Below are 16,259 nucleotides of genomic sequence, written 5' to 3'. Positions count from 1 at the left end.
ATGTCCTTCGAGAATGATCGTTTTGCGGGCCTTATAGGCAGTGCGGCATGGCTTGTCACGCCTTGCGAGCGCTCACGGCTTGCCTGTATCACAGGTGTTATGAAACCGATCCGCGAAACCGACCTCTATCTTCCCGTCAAAGCGCATTTCGAGGCCTTGGGTTTCGACGTGAAAGCGGAGGTGCGCGATGCCGATGTGGTGGCGGTGAAAGACGGGGTGCCGGTGATCGTGGAGTTGAAAACGGGGTTCACGCTTCAACTCTTGCAACAAGGTGTCACACGTCAGGCCATGTCCGATCATGTCTATCTCGCCGTGCCGCGCTGGAAGGGCAAGGCTGCGTGGCGGATGTTCAAGGGCAACCTCGGGCTTTGCAAGCGGTTGGGGCTGGGGGTGCTGTCGGTCAATATGGCGGAGGGCACGGTGCAGGTGCATCACGACCCGCGCCCGTTTACTCCGCGCAAGAACAAGGCCAAGACCGAGAAACTTCTGGCCGAATTTCACAGGCGCGAAGGGGATCCGAACCTTGGTGGTTCAAGGGCCGGAGGGCGGGTGACGGCCTACCGGCAGGATGCGGAGAAATGCCGCGCCTATCTGCGCGCGCATGGCCCGTCGAAAGGCGCGGTCGTGGCGCAGGAAACGGGCGTGGCAAACGCCACCCGCCTCATGCGCGACAACCATTACGGATGGTTCGAGAAGGTGGAAATCGGCATTTATGCCGCCCTGCCGGAGAGTTAGTCACCCGTCTGCATGATATTGGACAGTTTCGGCGACAGGGGGAACAGGTCGGCTTGCAGGGCGTGATAGATGTCAGGCTTGCCGATGAACTGGTGGTCTGTATGTGCGCCGTTTGCGTCGATCTCCGGATACCAGCCGCCCGTCTTGCGGTCGATGAAGGAGGTCTCCGCAAATGACCAGAGGCGGCGATACCAGTCTTCGTCGGAGGCACGGTGTTCGAGTTTGATGAGCGCGGCAAAGACCCCGATGGCTTCGGCCACGGGCCACCAGTAGCGCGCGGTCACGCTGGGCTTACCGTTGAAGTCGACGGTGTAGATGATCCCGCCGGAGGAGGTGTTCCACCCATCCGCCAGAGCGCGCTCCACCAAGCTGCGCGCCATAGCCGGAGCGTCGTCATCCTTGCGGCCCGACAGGTCCCAGTATTGTAGCAGCAGTCGCGCCAGTTCAAAGGAATGACCTGGTGTTGTGCCTGAGGGCCGGAACATCGGGTCGCCGGAATAGCTGTGATCCACCGCCCAGTCTTTCGTGTAATGTTCGGGGATGCGGAAATTGTTTGCGGCGGCTTTCCGGCGGACAAAGAAATCCAGAATCCTGCCCGCCACATCCAGATAGAGCCTGTCTCCGGTCGCCTCGAACGCGGTCAGAAGCGCTTCGGTGGCGTGCATATTGGCGTTGAAGCCGCGGTAGGTCGAGAAGGGTGTCCAGTCCCGATTGGCTTCATCTGCAAAGAGACCGGCGTCATCCTCCCAGAACCGCTCCAGCAGCACAGAGGTGATGTCGTCCAGAAGCGGTCGCGCGTCGGGGTGTCCGGCCTGCATGGCGCTGGCAGCGGCCAGAAGGACAAAGGCATGACCATAGGCGAGCTTTTGATCGTTGCAGATTTTGTCATTGCGCAGCGACCACAGGTAGCCGCCATGCACCGGATCGCGATGGGCCTCTGTGATGAACTTCAGCCCGTGATCGATCATCCCTTCGCAATCGTCAAAGCCGAACAGCGCGCCGAGCGCATAGGAATGCACCATGCGCGTGGTGGCGAAAAGCTCCTGCGGCAGATCGCGAAGCGGTGCGCCATTTGCGTCCAGTTGATAGAACCCGCCCTCGGGGCGAAAGCTGTTGCGGAAAAAGTCCAACTGGCGTCCGGCATCCGCACGTAGCCCGTGGCGGTGCTCCGGCGTGTCGATCCAGAATGCGGCAGGATCAGCAGGGCCGATGACAGAGGCTTCATGCGCAATGGTATCACTCATCTTGTGGTCCCTTCTCGATTGTCTGGACAAATTGAAGATCTTCGGCCTTCGCCCCTTCGAGGCGCTGAACGAGATAGGCGGCCATCAATTCGCCTGCGGCGGCAATATCTTCGAAGACGCTGGGGATTTTGGGTCGGACGAAATCGAAGGCACCGGAGGTTTGCTTGGTCGTGATGAAAACGTCCTTGCCGGGTTTGAGACCGATGTCGTCAAGTGCTGCCAGCGTTGCGAGCGCGGAGGTGTCGCCGGGCAGGATCAGCCCGTCGGGCGGGGCACTTTCGGCAAAACGGGTCTTGATGGCGGCGGCGATGTCTTCGGGCGGGCTGTCGAGAGTGACCGAAGAGATGTTTTCATAGGACACGCCGGTTTCACGCACGGCGGCCATAAAGCCCTGTTTGAGGTGGTGGTGAAAGGTCAGATGCTCTTGCGGCAACAGGATCATCAGCTTGTCCGCTCCCGCTGCGACGAGCCTGTGAACGGATTGATAGGCGAAGCCGTAATTGTCGAAGTCAACGAACGGATGCGGAGTCGCAAGCTCCGTGCGGCCATGGGAGACAAACGGAAAGTCGTTTTCGATCAGATACCTGATCCGGATGTCATTCGGCTCGGTCCGGGACAAAAGGATGCCATCGGCCAAGCCGTTCTGAACGATCCGCCGCACGGTCGCGTCAGCAGCTTCGGTGTCGAATGTGGGCATCACGACGAGGTGGTAGTGTGAATGACCAAGCGCGGTGAAAATGCCACGGACCAGAGAGTTGCCAAAGCCAAGGATTTCTTCGTGGGCGGGCAGGACCAGACTGATGACATTCGTGCGCCCCGTGCGCAGCCGTTGCGCAGCCCGATCCGGCACATAGCCCAAGGCATTGGCGGTGTCGGCCACGAGCTTGCGGGTCTCCAGCGCAATCAGAGGGTCACCGGAGAGCGCACGCGATACGGTTGCAACAGAAAGACCGAGTTTCTGGGCAATGCTCCGCTGTGTCGGGCGTCTGTTTTTGGGTGGCTTCAGCACGGGTTGCGTCCTCGTTTCGGTCACGTGATTTGATACGTTATAAGCCCCATAATCAACTGTATTTTTCCGGATACATTCTGACATGAAGTTATATTCAACTGAAATAAAATGATTTTTGGTAAAAATAAAGCTAAACATACTTCTTGACAGACCGGCGTAGTTAAACGTTATAAATTTTATAGTGAATTTTGGGAGGATTCTATGAAACTTACGAAACTTATGGCGACAGCTGCCGTTGGTGTTGTGCTTGCGGGCGCAGCTTCAGCAGAAGATGTTGAGGTTCTGCATTGGTGGACCAGCGGCGGCGAAGCGGCTGCGCTTAACGTTCTGAAAGAGGATCTGGCGGCGCAGGGTTTCGGCTGGGTCGATATGCCTGTGGCCGGTGGCGGTGGGGAGGCGGCTATGACCACCCTGCGTGCGCGTGTCACCGCAGGAGATGCCCCGACAGCCGTTCAGATGCTCGGTTTCGATATCAAGGACTGGGCCGCCGAGGGCGTGTTGGGCAATCTGAACGAGGTTGCCGAAGCTGAAGGTTGGAATGCGGTTGTGCCGGAGGCGCTCCAGTTTTTCTCCAAATATGACGGCAACTGGATCGCGGCTCCTGTGAACGTGCATTCGACCAACTGGGTCTGGATGAACAAATCCGTTCTGGACGCCACGGGTCTGGGCGAGCCGACAAGCTGGGAAGAGTTCATCGCGGTGCTTGATGCGATGAAAGCCAACGGCGTGACGCCTCTGGCGCATGGTGGTCAGGCGTGGCAGGACGCGACCTTGTTCGATGCGGTTGTGCTCGGGCTGGGTGACGAGTTCTACAAATCCGCGTTGATTGACCTCGATCCGGACGCGCTGGGCGGCGACATGATGGTGGAAGCCTTCGAACGTATGGCGGTCCTGCGCAGCTATGTGGACGATAATTTTTCGGGCCGCGACTGGAACCTTGCCTCTGCAATGGTCATCAACGGTGAGGCCGGCGCGCAGATGATGGGCGACTGGGCCAAGGGCGAATTCCTGCGGGCCGATCAGGTGCCGGGCGAGGATTTTGTCTGTATCCGTTTCCCGGGCACGCAAGGGGCGGTCACATTCAACTCCGACCAGTTCGTGATGTTTGATGTGGGTGAGAACACCACGGCGCAATATGCGATGGCAAAAGCGGTGATGGACCCTGTGTTCCAGTCGGCTTTCAATGTCGTGAAGGGCTCTGTTCCGGCGCGGACGGATGTGCCGAACACCGACTTTGACGATTGCGGAAAAAAAGGCATGGCGGATCTGGCCGATGCGTCGGCCAACGGGCGTCTCTTTGGCTCGATGGCGCATGGCCACTCTGTTCCGGCGGCTGTGAAAAACGCGATCTATGATGTTGTCACAGCGCATTTCAACGGTGAGTTCGATGCGCAAACAGCGGCCGAAGAATTGGTCAACGCTGTCGAATCTACCCTGTAACCTTCTGATGCGCGGGCGATCTGTCCGCGCATTTTTCCGGCAGGCCACTCTGTGTTTGCCGGATGCCACGGGGCGTTCACCTCTCATCCCATGCTCATGAACGGGGAAATTTCGAGTGACGGATCAGGATCTAAAAAGCCGGTTGCAGAACTGGATACCAAAGCTGGTGCTTTCGCCATCCCTCGCGCTGACCTTTGTGTTTGTTTACGGCTTCATTCTCTTCACCGTGTATCTGAGTTTCACCAACTCGCGGATGCTGCCCAACACGGATTTTGTGGGGTTTGCCAATTACGAGCGCCTTTGGGGGCTGCGGGCGTGGTGGGTTGCCATCAAGAATCTCGCCGTTTTCTCCTCGCTCTATATCGTGATTTGCATCGGCATCGGCCTGATGCTGGCGATTTTTCTGGATCAGAAAATCCGTGGCGAAGGGATGTTGCGTCCGATTTACCTTTATCCGATGGCGCTGTCGTTCATCGTGACGGGCACCGCATGGAAGTGGTTTCTCGACCCCGGTATCGGGCTGGAAAACACCATGCATATGTGGGGTTGGGAGAGCTTTGAATTCCGTTGGATCAAGGACCGGAATTTTGCCATTTATACCGTTGTTCTTGCCGCTGTGTGGCAGACGAGTGGTTTTGTCATGGCGATGTTCCTTGCCGGATTGCGCGGCATCGACAATGAAATCCTCAAAGCCGCACAGATCGACGGGGCGTCGAATTGGAACCTTTATCGGCGTATTGTGATCCCGCTTTTGCGACCGGCCTTTCTGTCCGCCTTTGTGATCCTGTCGCATCTTGCGGTCAAATCCTATGACCTTGTGATTGCATTGACAGGGGGCGGTCCGGGACGTGCGACAGAGCTTCCTGCGACGTTCATGTATTCCTACACATTCACGCGGAACCAGATGGGAACCGGGGCCGCCAGTGCGGTCATCATGTTGATGACGATTGCGGCGATCATGATGCCCTATCTCTATTCCGAACTGAAGGAGAAGCGCTGATGTCCGCCGCTGCTCAGGAAAATGCCGTCAAAACGGGGCGTGTCTACCGTGTGCTCATCTATCTGGTGTTGCTGCTCTTTGCGCTTTTCTACCTTTTGCCGCTGTTCGTGATGCTCACCAATTCGGTCAAGCCGCTCGACGAGATTACCGGCGGCAACATGCTGGCACTGCCGCAGAAATGGACGATCGAGCCATGGTTCAAGGCATGGTCCACCGCCCAGATCGGGGTCGAGCCGACAGGGTTGCGCCCGTATTTCATCAACTCCCTCCTGATGGTTGTGCCTGCGGTGGCGATCACGACCGTTCTGGGCGCGCTCAACGGCTATGTGCTGACCAAATGGCGGTTTCGTGGGGATACGATCCTGTTCGGGCTGATGCTGTTTTCCTGCTTTATTCCGTTCCAGATCGTGCTGATCCCTATGGCGGCGGTTCTTGGCAAGCTGGGCCTTGCGGGTTCAATCCCCGGACTGATCTTGGTGCATGTGGTCTACGGGATCGGGTTTTCGACGCTCTATTACCGGAACTACTATGCCGCCTTTCCGACCGAACTGGTGCGGGCCGCGATGATTGACGGGGCGGGGTTCTTCCGGATTTTCTGGCGCATCCTGCTGCCGGTTTCCGGTCCGATCACTGTGGTCTCGGTCATCTGGCTGTTCACCAACATCTGGAACGACTTCCTGTTCGGCTCCTCTTTCGGCGGCACATCGCAGCCGGTCACGGTGGCGCTCAACAACCTCGTTCAATCTTCACAAGGCGTCAAAGAATATAACGTGCATTTCGCTGCCGCGATCTTTGCCGCTCTTCCCACGCTTCTCGTTTACATCGTCGCTGGCCGGTATTTTGTCCGCGGCTTGATGGCAGGCTCAGTCAAAGGTTAAGAAAATGGGTTTTCTCGACATCAAGAACGTCACAAAATCTTACGGCTCGGTCGAGGTTTTGCATAAAGTGGACATCAGCGCGGAGGAGGGGGAATTCCTCGTGCTGGTCGGGCCTTCGGGCTGTGGCAAGTCAACCTTGCTCAACATGATTGCAGGGCTTGAGGACATCACGAGCGGCGACATTTCGATCAATGGCCGCGTCGTCAACGGGGTGCATCCGTCCAAACGCAATATCGCGATGGTGTTCCAAAGCTATGCGCTCTATCCGAATATGACGGTTGGTCAGAACATGACCTTCGGCCTTGAGATGCACGGTGTGCCCAAGCCGGAGCGCGAGCGGGCGCTGCGTGATGTGGCCAAGCTGTTGCAGATCGACAATCTTCTGGACCGCAAACCGGGGCAATTGTCCGGCGGTCAGCGCCAGCGGGTCGCGATGGGTCGCGCGCTTGTCCGTGAGCCGGATGTCTTTTTGTTTGACGAGCCGCTGTCGAATCTGGATGCCAAACTGCGTGTCGACATGCGCACGGAGATCAAGAAACTTCATGCGAAGCTCAAAACCACCATCGTCTATGTGACCCACGACCAGATCGAGGCGCTGACGCTTTCCACCCGCATTGCGGTGATGAATGGCGGATATGTCCAGCAGCTTGGCACGCCGAAAGAGATTTACGACACGCCAGCCAATATCTTTGTGGCGACCTTCATGGGCAGCCCCGCGATGAATATCGTTCCGGCCAAAGTGGTGCTGCGCGACGGTCTGCCCCATGCCGAGCTGATCGATGCGAAGGGCGAGAGCGTGTCCTTGAAATTCAGCCAGACCAATCTGGCCGAATGGGAGGGCAGGGATATTCTTCTGGGACTGCGGCCCGAGGCCATCACGGACATGGATGGGGCGGACAGGACATCCGCGAATATCGAGGTGCTGCACAATATGGTCGAGGTGACGGAGCCTGCGGGGTCGGACACGTTTGTGACCACCACATTTAGCGGCAAGGACGTAATCGCACGGCTGCGTGCGGACACGGATGTGCATGCGGGGCAGCCTTTTGACTTTGCCATCAATATGGAAAAGGCCGTTGCCTTTGATCCGACGACGGAAGCGCGTATCGCGGCGGAGTAACGCCTGTTATTTCGCGAAAGGCAGGCAGGTCGGGCGATTGTCCGGCCTTGCTTTCTGTCTTTGATATTTCGTCCCGAGCGGCCCGTGTCAGGCCGTTTTCAGCCGGCTTTCGCCCCATTGCTTTGAAGCGCGGACTTTCTTCCGCCTTCCCCATTGACTCACATCAAGCTCCTTCCTAACTATGCATCGTTGTCACTCGCCCGAGGTGAGTGCTAACGACTGATTTTACCACCCTCCGCCATGCAATGTGGTGTGGGGCCCGAAACTGAAACTTTGAGCGAAGGAGCCTCGAAGATGGCATTCAAACCGCTGCACGACCGTGTTCTGGTCGAACGTGTTGAGAGCGACGAAAAGACCGCTGGCGGTCTCATCATCCCCGATAGCGCGAAAGAAAAGCCTGCCGAAGGCAAAATCGTCGCCGTTGGCGAAGGTGCCCGCAAAGACAGCGGCGAGCTGATCGCACCTTCCGTGAAAGAAGGCGACGTTGTTCTCTTTGGCAAGTGGTCCGGCACGGAAGTGACCGTGGACGGCAAAGAGCTTCTCATCATGAAAGAGTCGGACATCCTCGGCATCATCTCCTGATCGCCTGAGACCGACCCCTCAATATTATTTTACGGAGTGAACAATGGCTAAAGAAGTCAAGTTTGACGTCGACGCACGCAATCGCATGCTCAAAGGCGTGAACATCCTCGCCGACGCAGTGAAGGTGACCCTCGGCCCGAAAGGCCGCAACGTGGTTCTCGACAAATCCTTCGGCGCACCGCGCATCACCAAAGACGGTGTGTCCGTGGCCAAAGAGATCGAGCTCGAAGACAAGTTCGAAAACATGGGCGCGCAAATGGTGAAGGAAGTTGCTTCCCGCACCAATGACGAAGCTGGCGACGGCACCACCACCGCCACCGTTCTGGCACAGTCCATCATCAAAGAAGGCCTCAAGCAGGTTGCTGCCGGTCTGAACCCGATGGATCTGAAACGCGGGATCGACCTTGCGACTGCGAATGTCGTGGAAGCGATCAAAGCGGCATCCCGTCCTGTGAACGACTCTGCCGAAGTGGCTCAAGTTGGCACCATCTCCGCCAACGGCGAAGCTGAAATCGGTCGTCAGATTGCTGACGCGATGCAGAAAGTCGGCAACGACGGCGTGATCACTGTCGAAGAAAACAAAGGCATGGAAACCGAGACCACCGTGGTCGAAGGCATGCAGTTCGACCGTGGCTACCTGTCTCCGTATTTCGTGACCAACCCGGATAAGATGCTTGCAGAACTCGAAGACTGCATTGTGCTTCTTCACGAGAAAAAGCTCTCCTCGCTTCAGCCGATGGTTCCGCTTCTCGAGCAAGTTATCCAGTCGCAAAAACCGCTTCTCATCATCGCTGAAGATGTTGAAGGCGAAGCACTGGCAACCCTCGTGGTCAACAAACTGCGCGGCGGTCTGAAAATCGCAGCTGTCAAAGCACCGGGCTTCGGCGATCGTCGTAAAGCCATGCTGCAAGACATCGCGATCCTCACCGGCGGTCAGGTGATCTCCGAAGATCTCGGCATGAAGCTCGAAAATGTCACTATGGACATGCTCGGCTCCGCCAAGAAAATCACCATCTCCAAAGACGAAACCACCATCGTCGACGGTGCTGGCGAGAAAGCGGAAATCGAAGCTCGCGTGGCTCAGATCCGCACCCAGATCGAAGAAACCACATCTGACTACGACCGTGAAAAACTGCAAGAACGCGTTGCCAAACTGGCAGGTGGCGTTGCCGTGATCCGCGTTGGTGGTCTGACCGAAGTGGAAGTGAAAGAGCGCAAAGACCGTGTGGACGATGCTCTCAACGCTACCCGCGCTGCTGTTCAAGAAGGCATCGTTGTGGGCGGCGGTGTTGCTCTGGTTCAAGCTGGTAAAGGTCTTGCCGATCTTAAAGGTGCCAACGCTGACCAAGACGCAGGCATTCACATCGTGATGAAAGCCATCGAAGCTCCGCTGCGTCAGATCGCTGAAAACGCAGGCGTCGACGGCGCTGTTGTGGCTGGCAAAATCCGCGAGTCCGACGATCTGGCCTTTGGCTTCAACGCTCAAACCGAAGAATATGGCGACATGTTCGCTTTCGGTGTGATCGATCCGGCCAAAGTGACCCGCACGGCTCTGGAAGACGCTGCATCCATCGCAGGTCTGCTGATCACGACCGAAGCTATGGTTGCTGACAAACCGTCCAAAGACGGCGCTGCCGGTGGCGGCATGCCCGACATGGGCGGCATGGGCGGCATGGGCGGCATGATGTAAGCATCTCGCAAGAGATGTGATCAAGCCAATCGGCTCACAGTTAAAGGGTCGCCTTCGGGCGGCCCTTTTCCTTTGGACTTGACGGTGTGTGTTTCTTTAAGGCTGCAAAAGCGGCCTAACACGCTCAGGAATAGGACTAAAAATCTGTATTGCCTTTTTCGTCTCTGTTGGCAGCATTTCGCACTTGCGAAGAATTTATACTCCTGCAAGGTAAGTCGTAGCCACGTCGAAGAGTGAGACAATGCAATTAAGAGCCCTGACCCCCGATGACGACCTCGCCATTTCAGTCCTCTTGGACAGCACCTTCGGAAATTCGGAGATGTTCCGGCTGGCTAAATGCCTCCGAGACGAGGATGCGGTTGCGATGGAGCGTGTCGCCTGTGAAGACGGGACGATAGTCGGCTATATCTGCTGTGCGCGTATGGTGGAGCCGGAGGATTGGTGGACCTTGTCGATCCTTGCCGTCTCACCCAGCTATCACAAGCGCGGCATGGGGCGGGAATTGGTTACACGCGGCATGAACCATGCCAAGCGTGAAGGGGCCAAGGCGGTCGTCGTTGTGGGCGATCCCAACTATTTCTCGCGAGTCGGATTTTCCCAGCTGGCCGCGTCCAATCTCGAAACAACGGTTATGCCGGAGCATACCTTGCTTTATCCGATTGCGCCGGGAACAGGGATGTCATCGCACAAGCTGGTTTATCCCGACGCCTATGCGACATTCATCGAGGAACAATCTCCCTCGTGAGGCGGTCGTGTGAGGCGGTCGCGGCTTATGCCGCGCCCGTGATTTTGTTGACGTGCCCCATCTTGCGACCGGGTTTCACATCGGCCTTGCCATAGAGGTGGATGGCAACGGAGCCGTCTTTCGCGAACTCCGGTATCCGCTCCACATCGTCGCCAATCAGGTTCAGCATTTCGACATTTGAATGCCGTTTGCCGTCCCCCAAGGGCCAGCCGACCACAGCGCGGATGTGCTGTTCGAATTGGTCGATCACACAGCCGTTTTGCGTCCAGTGGCCGGAATTGTGCACGCGGGGCGCGATTTCGTTGACCACCAAACCGCCAGACGTGACAAAGAGCTCGACCCCCATCACGCCGACATAATCCAGCGCGTTCAATATCTTGGCGGCCAGAAGAACGGCATCGGTGCGCTGCGCGGGGCTGAGGCGGGCAGGGACGGTGGTGGTGTGCAAAATGCCGGATTTGTGCACGTTTTCGCCTGGGTCGAAACAGGAGATGTCCCCTGCCTGGCCGCGTGCGGCAATCACCGAGACCTCGTGGCTGAAATCCACGAAGCCTTCGAGAATGGCGGGGGCACCGGCCATGTCGGCGAACGCCTGCTCTGCGTCGTCCGGTGCCATGATGCGGGCCTGTCCCTTGCCATCATAGCCGAAGCGGCGGGTCTTGAGGATCGCCGGTGTGCCGATCTCTGCCAGCGCGGCGTCCAGTTCCGCTGCGGTCTCGACCGGTGCGAAGGGGGCGACCTGAAGGCCCAGTTCTGCAAGAAACGTTTTTTCTGTCACGCGGTCCTGCGACACGGCCAGCGCGCGCCGGTTCGGACGGATGGGCACGATGGATTCGATGAGGTCAAGCGCCGAGGTCGGCACATTTTCGAATTCATAGGTCACCACATCAACGCTTTCGGCAAAGGCGCGCAACGCGGCCTCGTCCTCATAGGCGGCGGTGGTCACAAGCTCGGCCACATGACCTGCGGGCGGGTTGGCCCCCGGCTCGAAAATATGGGTCTTGAACCCGAGGCGAGAGGCCGCGACGGAGAGCATCCGGCCAAGCTGACCGCCGCCCAGAATACCAATGGTCGCGCCGGAAGGAAGAATATCAGTCATCTGTCGGCTCATCCGGAATAGAGGCAGAAAGGGCTTCGCGCCATGCGTCGAGCCGTTCGGCAAGGGCCGGATCAGAGGTGGCAAGGATGCCAGCGGCCATCAGACCGGCATTGGCGGCGCCCGCTTCGCCAATCGCCATTGTGGCGACCGGAAAGCCTTTGGGCATTTGCACAATGGAATAAAGGCTGTCGACACCGGACAGGGCGCGGGTCTGGACCGGAACGCCAATCACGGGCACACGGGTCTTTGAGGACATCATCCCCGGAAGATGCGCGGCACCACCTGCGCCTGCGATGATGACCTTGAGCCCGCGTCCTGCGGCCTCCTTGCCATAGCTCCACAGACGGTCCGGAGTGCGATGGGCGGAGACGATTTTCGCCTCATAGGCCACGCCCAGTTCATCCAGAATTTCTGCTGCGCGTTTCATGGTGGGCCAGTCCGACTGGCTGCCCATGATGATGCCGACCTCGACGTTCATATGGCCTATCTCCCGGGAAAATGTCGCTTTGCCGACTTATAGCCGATGCCCGGGGTTTCGCAATGTTTAGGCGATAATATCAGGGGTGATCTGGTCTTCTATGACCGCAATCCGGTCTTTGATGGCCAGTTTCTGCTTTTTCATTCGCTGTAATCGCAACGCATCAAGATGTCCGGTCTCCTGCATGGCGTCGATCGCAGCATCAAGATCGCTGTGCTCGCGTTTGAGCATCTCCAGTTTGACCTTGAGCACTTCCAGGTGATTCATCCGGTTGGACACGTTCATCGCGTTGTCTCTATATGTTGTTTCGGCGACAGCTTCCCTGAGTTTAGCCCCAAATGCGCAAAACTCAAAGCGTTCTGAGAGGCTCTTGAAGCTTCGCGTCAAACTTCCCATATTTTCTACAGAAGGGTTGCCGCATTCGGGACCCGTGAAACAGGCACAGTCGCTTCTGAGAAAGGACGTGGTGATGACGAAAGTGAGCTTTGGGGCCCATCCGTTTCTGCTGGGCTTTGACCAGTTGGAGCGTTTGGTAGAGCGCACGGCGAAATCAGACGCCGGCGGCTATCCCCCATATAATATCGAGCAATCTTCCGCGAACGAATACCGGATCACTCTGGCCGTGGCCGGATTTTCCGAGGCCGATCTCGCGATCACGCTCGAAGACCGTCAACTGGTCGTGCGCGGACGTCTTCCCGAGGACACTGAGGAGCGCGTGTTCCTGCATCGCGGTATCGCCGGACGGCAATTCCAGCGCTCTTTTGTGCTGGCCGACGGGGTCGAAGTACATGGCGCGTCCATGGAAAACGGGTTGCTGCATATCGACCTGACAAGGGCGGAGCCGGAAACCGTCGTGCAAACCATTCAAATCAGGAAGGGATAAGTCATGAATACGCGTTATCCGAAAGCGCCCTTTTCAGACGATGCTCAAACGGTCAGAATCGCTTATGTGCGTCCCATCGCCGTGTCCGATCTGCCGAAAGAAGTGCAAGCACAGGCTGAAGGGCTTGAGAAAATCTACTCGCTCAACGATGCAGAGGGCACGCAACTGGCACTTGTGGCGAACCGGCCCTTGGCCTTTGCGCTCGCGCGCGAACATGATTTCGCGCCGGTGAATGTCCACTAGCATTTTCTGTGGAGGCAGGCTCGGGACACCGAGCCGGTTTGATGTGAGTATCATATGAGATGAAAAAGCCCCGACAGTTCGGGGCTTTTTGCATTTTGTTTACTCTTGTGCGGCCAGCCAGTGTTCGGCATCCAAGGCCGCCATACAGCCCATGCCGGCTGAGGTGACCGCTTGGCGATATTTGTGGTCGGTCAAGTCGCCCGCAGCGAAAATGCCGGGGATGGAGGTTTCTGTCGTGCCCGGTTTGACGGAGACATATCCGCCGTTGTGCATCTCCAGCTTATCCTTCACCAATTCGTTGGCAGGGGCGTGGCCGATGGCGATGAAGACACCTTTGGCAGGAATGTCTGTGATCTCGCCGGTTTTGACGTTTTTCGCCTTCACGCCGTTGACCCCTTTCATCGGGGCTTCGTCGCCGTAAACCTCGACCAGTTCGTGATCCCATAGCGGATGGATCTTTTCGTTTTTCATCAGCCGGTCGATCAGGATTTTCTCCGCCCGCAATTCGTTGCGACGGTGGATGAGTGTCACTTTGGAGGCGAAATTGGTGAGGAAAAGCGCTTCTTCAACGGCAGTATTCCCGCCGCCCACGACGACGATTTCCTGACCGCGATAGAAGAACCCGTCGCAGGTCGCACAGGCGGAGACGCCAAAGCCTTTGAACGCTTCTTCCGTTTCCAGCCCGAGCCATTTCGCCCGCGCACCGGTGGCGAGGATCACCGCATCCGCCGTGTAGATCGTGCCGCTGTCGCCTTTGGCCACGAAGGGGCGGCTGTCGGTGTCAAGCTCGACGATCAAGTCGGAGACAATCTCCGTGCCCATCGCTTCGGCATGTTCCTGCATCTTCACCATCAACTCGGGGCCTTGCACCTCGGTGAAGCCGGGGAAGTTTTCAACCTCTGTCGTGGTGGTCAACTGCCCGCCCGGTTCCATGCCTTGCACGAGAATCGGGGACAGCATCGCGCGCGAGGCATAAATCCCCGCTGTGTAGCCGGCCGGGCCGGAGCCGATGATGAGAACTTTCGTGTGTTTCGTGTCCGCCATGTCGGGACCTCATTCTTTACATGTTGTCTTTGCTGTTGACTTGGATATAGACAGCCCGCCCACGCATATCAAACCCTGTCTGGCGCACAGCCGAGGTGAAAAAATGGGCAGGTATGCGCAAGGTGCGTAGAGAGTGCGCGGAATGCTCTTGAAACTTTCTTGCTAAAATGAGAAAGAATGTTGCGCGCAAGAGCCTTTTTGCGCAGTTACATGGAATTTTACCGCTAACGGCTTCGGGAAAACAGATGCCTTCTCACAGACTTGATGAAATTGACCGCAAGATTCTCGCAGAATTGCAGGCGGACGGTCGGATGACCAATGTGGAACTGGCCAAACGCGTGGGGATTTCCGCGCCGCCATGTTTGCGTCGTGTGCGGACTTTGGAAGAAAGCGGTTATATCAAGGGCTATCACGCCGTGGTTGATGCCCGTGCGCTCGACTTCGAGGTGCAGGTCTTTGCCATGGTCGGATTGCAAAGTCAGGCCGAAACCGATCTGTCGAAATTCGAGGCGAAATGTCAGGAGTGGCCGCTTGTGCGCGAGTGTCACATGCTCAATGGCGAGGTGGATTTCATCCTCAAATGTGTGGCGCCCGACCTGTCGACCTTCCAGAGCTTTCTGACGGGGCAACTGCTCTCCACCGAGAATGTCGCAAGTGTTAAAACGTCGCTGGTCATTCGCGGGGCGAAGGATGAGCCCGGCGTGCCCTTTGATGTGCTTGAAGACCGTTTGACGCAGAGCGCCTGAACCACTTTCATTTAGTGAGAAACCGAAAACGGCCCGCCTTCTGGCGAGCCGTTTGTGTTTGGCCGGTGGAGGGACGTGTCGGCCGAGGTGTGGTTTTAGCGCCGTGTGAGTTCGAGAACATCCGTGGGCGACAGGCGAAGCTGCGCAAGCGCCCCGAAATCCCCCAGCGTTTCGAGATGCGGGAACAGCGCCATGAAGCGCCCGCGCAAATCGCCATAGAGCTGACCGGCGGCGGTGATGCCCGGATGGTAGCTTTCCAGTTCCACGCCGTTGACGCGCAACAGACTGTGGCGTGCAAGTCCGATATGATAACTGCGCACCGAGGAAATCGGGGTGACTTCGATCACGGAGTTTCCGTCGACAAGTCCGGACACAGGGGCCAGAGCCTGTGATGTGCCATAGGTGGTTTTGAGCGCGTCGGCGCGCAACAGATACCGCGCGCCTGTGCCGAGCATCAGGTCCGGCGCAGGGCGGCCCAGTCCGAAGCTGTCCGCCATGATCCGGTAGAGGCGCTCGGGCTTGGCATTCGCGGCGCGTGTGCCTTTCGGGTCCAGTGTCATTGAGCCGATCCATTCGACGCGCTGCACACCGTTGTCGATGGTTTCCACCTCGTCACCGGGCAAGAGGTCTTCAATCGCGACAGGCCCTTGGGGCGTCGGAAGCAATGCGCCGCGCGCGAAAGCGTTGAACGCGGATTCAAACTGGGGCAGGGCAGGGGCGCTTATGGTGCTGTCACAAATGTCGCCGTTCTTCGCCAGCCAGAGCACATCATAGCGGCGCTGCGCATAGTTGGGCCGCTCGGCAAAACGGTTGCGGCGGACGGTCCATGCGGTTTGAGAGGGTTTCTCTTGCAGAACGCCCCTGTGCATCGGCTGTTTCAAACCGTTTGTGCGGGGCTGCGAACCGGAAAGGGGCTGCGACATAAGTGGCCTCGTTACTGTGTCGGCCCCCACCGAATACAGTGGGTAAACGATCACAGAAAATGAGGTGGATTGTCAAAGCCTATATTGAATTATGGGTGGTTCTGGAACCAGTCCGTCATCTGACGTGTGCTTTGTTTCTCTATTGAGATGAAAGCTGCCGCTCAGAAGGCACTGACCCAGAGGTGCGCCCTGCCATCGCGTCAGGGGCGAATCGTCAGGCGGCGGTGCGCAGTTGGACTGTGCCGGATTTCTTGGCGATGAACGCCGCGCGGCGGGCACCACGGGTCCACGGCATGTCCGTCTCGGTCTTCTTGGCTTCGGCGATCATGGATTTCATCCAGCGACGGTTTTTCATGGCGGTCCCCCTCGGACACTTGTTTCGATCTTGGGACCACTATGC

At 57.7% G+C, this 16,259-nt stretch carries 19 protein-coding genes; 11 read left to right on the top strand and 8 right to left on the bottom strand.

What is annotated here, in order from left to right; genetic code table 11:
• A complete protein-coding gene (locus KO492_RS16180; RefSeq protein WP_252735553.1) occupies window positions 1-735 on the top strand; it encodes a DUF2161 domain-containing phosphodiesterase in 735 nt (244 codons plus the stop codon).
• On the opposite strand, the gene KO492_RS16175 is transcribed toward KO492_RS16180, so the two are convergent.
• On the bottom strand, window positions 732-1,979 hold the full coding sequence (locus KO492_RS16175; protein ID WP_216045865.1) for an AGE family epimerase/isomerase: 1,248 nt from the start codon (window positions 1,977-1,979) through the stop codon (window positions 732-734). The two genes, KO492_RS16180 and KO492_RS16175, sit on opposite strands and share 4 nt — an antisense overlap.
• Window positions 1,972-2,988, bottom strand: a complete 1,017-nt coding sequence (locus KO492_RS16170; protein WP_303578310.1) for a LacI family transcriptional regulator — start codon at window positions 2,986-2,988, stop codon at window positions 1,972-1,974. Before KO492_RS16170 ends, KO492_RS16175 begins: the two co-directional genes overlap by 8 nt.
• Before the next feature lie 201 nt (window positions 2,989-3,189).
• Here KO492_RS16170 and KO492_RS16165 point away from each other — a divergent pair, with 201 nt between their 5' ends.
• The 7 genes from KO492_RS16165 (at window position 3,190) to KO492_RS16135 (ending at window position 10,443) form a co-directional block, all read left to right on the top strand.
• On the top strand, window positions 3,190-4,428 hold the full coding sequence (locus KO492_RS16165) for an ABC transporter substrate-binding protein (RefSeq protein ID WP_216045863.1): 1,239 nt from the start codon (window positions 3,190-3,192) through the stop codon (window positions 4,426-4,428).
• A gap of 115 nt (window positions 4,429-4,543) precedes the next feature.
• Window positions 4,544-5,428, top strand: a complete 885-nt coding sequence (locus tag KO492_RS16160) for a carbohydrate ABC transporter permease (protein ID WP_303578311.1) — start codon at window positions 4,544-4,546, stop codon at window positions 5,426-5,428.
• Window positions 5,428-6,306 carry a carbohydrate ABC transporter permease gene (locus KO492_RS16155; protein WP_216045862.1) on the top strand — a complete coding sequence of 293 codons (879 nt, stop codon included), beginning with the start codon at window positions 5,428-5,430 and terminating at the stop codon, window positions 6,304-6,306. Before KO492_RS16160 ends, KO492_RS16155 begins: the two co-directional genes overlap by 1 nt.
• A 4-nt stretch (window positions 6,307-6,310) precedes the next feature.
• Window positions 6,311-7,426, top strand: a complete 1,116-nt coding sequence (locus KO492_RS16150) for an ABC transporter ATP-binding protein (protein ID WP_216045861.1) — start codon at window positions 6,311-6,313, stop codon at window positions 7,424-7,426.
• Between the two features lie 294 nt (window positions 7,427-7,720).
• Window positions 7,721-8,008: a co-chaperone GroES gene (groES, locus tag KO492_RS16145; RefSeq protein ID WP_066599636.1), complete on the top strand. Its 288-nt coding sequence runs from the start codon at window positions 7,721-7,723 to the stop codon at window positions 8,006-8,008.
• 43 nt (window positions 8,009-8,051) lie between these two features.
• Window positions 8,052-9,698: a chaperonin GroEL gene (groL, locus tag KO492_RS16140; protein ID WP_216045860.1), complete on the top strand. Its 1,647-nt coding sequence runs from the start codon at window positions 8,052-8,054 to the stop codon at window positions 9,696-9,698.
• A gap of 241 nt (window positions 9,699-9,939) precedes the next feature.
• Window positions 9,940-10,443 (top strand): GNAT family N-acetyltransferase, encoded by a 504-nt coding sequence (locus tag KO492_RS16135; protein ID WP_216045859.1) that lies wholly within the window; start codon window positions 9,940-9,942, stop codon window positions 10,441-10,443.
• A gap of 25 nt (window positions 10,444-10,468) precedes the next feature.
• On the opposite strand, the gene KO492_RS16130 is transcribed toward KO492_RS16135, so the two are convergent.
• The 3 genes from KO492_RS16130 to KO492_RS16120 all read right to left on the bottom strand — a co-directional run bounded on the left by KO492_RS16130 (window position 10,469) and on the right by KO492_RS16120 (window position 12,305).
• Entirely contained in the window at window positions 10,469-11,542 is a 1,074-nt protein-coding gene (locus tag KO492_RS16130) for a 5-(carboxyamino)imidazole ribonucleotide synthase (RefSeq protein WP_216045858.1), read from the bottom strand.
• Window positions 11,535-12,020: a 5-(carboxyamino)imidazole ribonucleotide mutase gene (purE, locus tag KO492_RS16125; RefSeq protein WP_066599627.1), complete on the bottom strand. Its 486-nt coding sequence runs from the start codon at window positions 12,018-12,020 to the stop codon at window positions 11,535-11,537. Before purE ends, KO492_RS16130 begins: the two co-directional genes overlap by 8 nt.
• Before the next feature lie 66 nt (window positions 12,021-12,086).
• Window positions 12,087-12,305: a YdcH family protein gene (locus tag KO492_RS16120; RefSeq protein WP_066599624.1), complete on the bottom strand. Its 219-nt coding sequence runs from the start codon at window positions 12,303-12,305 to the stop codon at window positions 12,087-12,089.
• A gap of 184 nt (window positions 12,306-12,489) precedes the next feature.
• On the opposite strand from KO492_RS16120, the gene KO492_RS16115 reads away from it, so the two are divergent.
• Together KO492_RS16115 and KO492_RS16110 are read left to right on the top strand one after the other, a co-directional pair.
• Complete coding sequence (locus tag KO492_RS16115; protein WP_216045857.1) at window positions 12,490-12,903, top strand: Hsp20 family protein; 414 nt, start codon at window positions 12,490-12,492, stop codon at window positions 12,901-12,903.
• Window positions 12,904-12,906: 3 nt separating this feature from the next.
• Window positions 12,907-13,146: a DUF1150 family protein gene (locus KO492_RS16110; RefSeq protein WP_066599620.1), complete on the top strand. Its 240-nt coding sequence runs from the start codon at window positions 12,907-12,909 to the stop codon at window positions 13,144-13,146.
• Between the two features lie 99 nt (window positions 13,147-13,245).
• On the opposite strand, the gene trxB is transcribed toward KO492_RS16110, so the two are convergent.
• Window positions 13,246-14,190, bottom strand: coding sequence for a thioredoxin-disulfide reductase (gene trxB, locus KO492_RS16105; RefSeq protein ID WP_216045856.1), 945 nt, complete (start codon window positions 14,188-14,190; stop codon window positions 13,246-13,248).
• 245 nt (window positions 14,191-14,435) lie between these two features.
• On the opposite strand from trxB, the gene KO492_RS16100 reads away from it, so the two are divergent.
• A complete protein-coding gene (locus KO492_RS16100) occupies window positions 14,436-14,936 on the top strand; it encodes an Lrp/AsnC family transcriptional regulator (RefSeq protein WP_066599612.1) in 501 nt (166 codons plus the stop codon).
• 95 nt (window positions 14,937-15,031) lie between these two features.
• Here KO492_RS16100 and KO492_RS16095 read toward each other — a convergent pair whose 3' ends face one another.
• Window positions 15,032-15,859 (bottom strand): Hint domain-containing protein, encoded by an 828-nt coding sequence (locus tag KO492_RS16095; protein ID WP_216045855.1) that lies wholly within the window; start codon window positions 15,857-15,859, stop codon window positions 15,032-15,034.
• 214 nt (window positions 15,860-16,073) lie between these two features.
• Window positions 16,074-16,214: a hypothetical protein gene (locus KO492_RS16090; RefSeq protein WP_216045854.1), complete on the bottom strand. Its 141-nt coding sequence runs from the start codon at window positions 16,212-16,214 to the stop codon at window positions 16,074-16,076.
• Window positions 16,215-16,259 lie beyond the last annotated feature (45 nt).

The sequence above is a fragment of the Celeribacter halophilus genome, assembly GCF_018860305.1.
GTDB classification, from domain to species: Bacteria; Pseudomonadota; Alphaproteobacteria; order Rhodobacterales; family Rhodobacteraceae; genus Celeribacter; species Celeribacter halophilus_A.
This window is presented reverse-complemented; position numbering and strand designations above follow the sequence as displayed.

Coding starts and splice junctions, on each gene's coding strand:
- KO492_RS16180 (WP_252735553.1), top strand. CDS start 1: ATGTCCTTCGAGAATGATCGTTTTGCGGGCCTTATAGGCAGTGCGGCA.
- KO492_RS16175 (WP_216045865.1), bottom strand. CDS start 1,979: ATGAGTGATACCATTGCGCATGAAGCCTCTGTCATCGGCCCTGCTGAT.
- KO492_RS16165 (WP_216045863.1), top strand. CDS start 3,190: ATGAAACTTACGAAACTTATGGCGACAGCTGCCGTTGGTGTTGTGCTT.
- KO492_RS16155 (WP_216045862.1), top strand. CDS start 5,428: ATGTCCGCCGCTGCTCAGGAAAATGCCGTCAAAACGGGGCGTGTCTAC.
- KO492_RS16150 (WP_216045861.1), top strand. CDS start 6,311: ATGGGTTTTCTCGACATCAAGAACGTCACAAAATCTTACGGCTCGGTC.
- groES (WP_066599636.1), top strand. CDS start 7,721: ATGGCATTCAAACCGCTGCACGACCGTGTTCTGGTCGAACGTGTTGAG.
- groL (WP_216045860.1), top strand. CDS start 8,052: ATGGCTAAAGAAGTCAAGTTTGACGTCGACGCACGCAATCGCATGCTC.
- KO492_RS16135 (WP_216045859.1), top strand. CDS start 9,940: ATGCAATTAAGAGCCCTGACCCCCGATGACGACCTCGCCATTTCAGTC.
- KO492_RS16130 (WP_216045858.1), bottom strand. CDS start 11,542: ATGACTGATATTCTTCCTTCCGGCGCGACCATTGGTATTCTGGGCGGC.
- purE (WP_066599627.1), bottom strand. CDS start 12,020: ATGAACGTCGAGGTCGGCATCATCATGGGCAGCCAGTCGGACTGGCCC.
- KO492_RS16120 (WP_066599624.1), bottom strand. CDS start 12,305: ATGAACGTGTCCAACCGGATGAATCACCTGGAAGTGCTCAAGGTCAAA.
- KO492_RS16115 (WP_216045857.1), top strand. CDS start 12,490: ATGACGAAAGTGAGCTTTGGGGCCCATCCGTTTCTGCTGGGCTTTGAC.
- KO492_RS16110 (WP_066599620.1), top strand. CDS start 12,907: ATGAATACGCGTTATCCGAAAGCGCCCTTTTCAGACGATGCTCAAACG.
- trxB (WP_216045856.1), bottom strand. CDS start 14,190: ATGGCGGACACGAAACACACGAAAGTTCTCATCATCGGCTCCGGCCCG.
- KO492_RS16100 (WP_066599612.1), top strand. CDS start 14,436: ATGCCTTCTCACAGACTTGATGAAATTGACCGCAAGATTCTCGCAGAA.
- KO492_RS16095 (WP_216045855.1), bottom strand. CDS start 15,859: ATGTCGCAGCCCCTTTCCGGTTCGCAGCCCCGCACAAACGGTTTGAAA.
- KO492_RS16090 (WP_216045854.1), bottom strand. CDS start 16,214: ATGAAAAACCGTCGCTGGATGAAATCCATGATCGCCGAAGCCAAGAAG.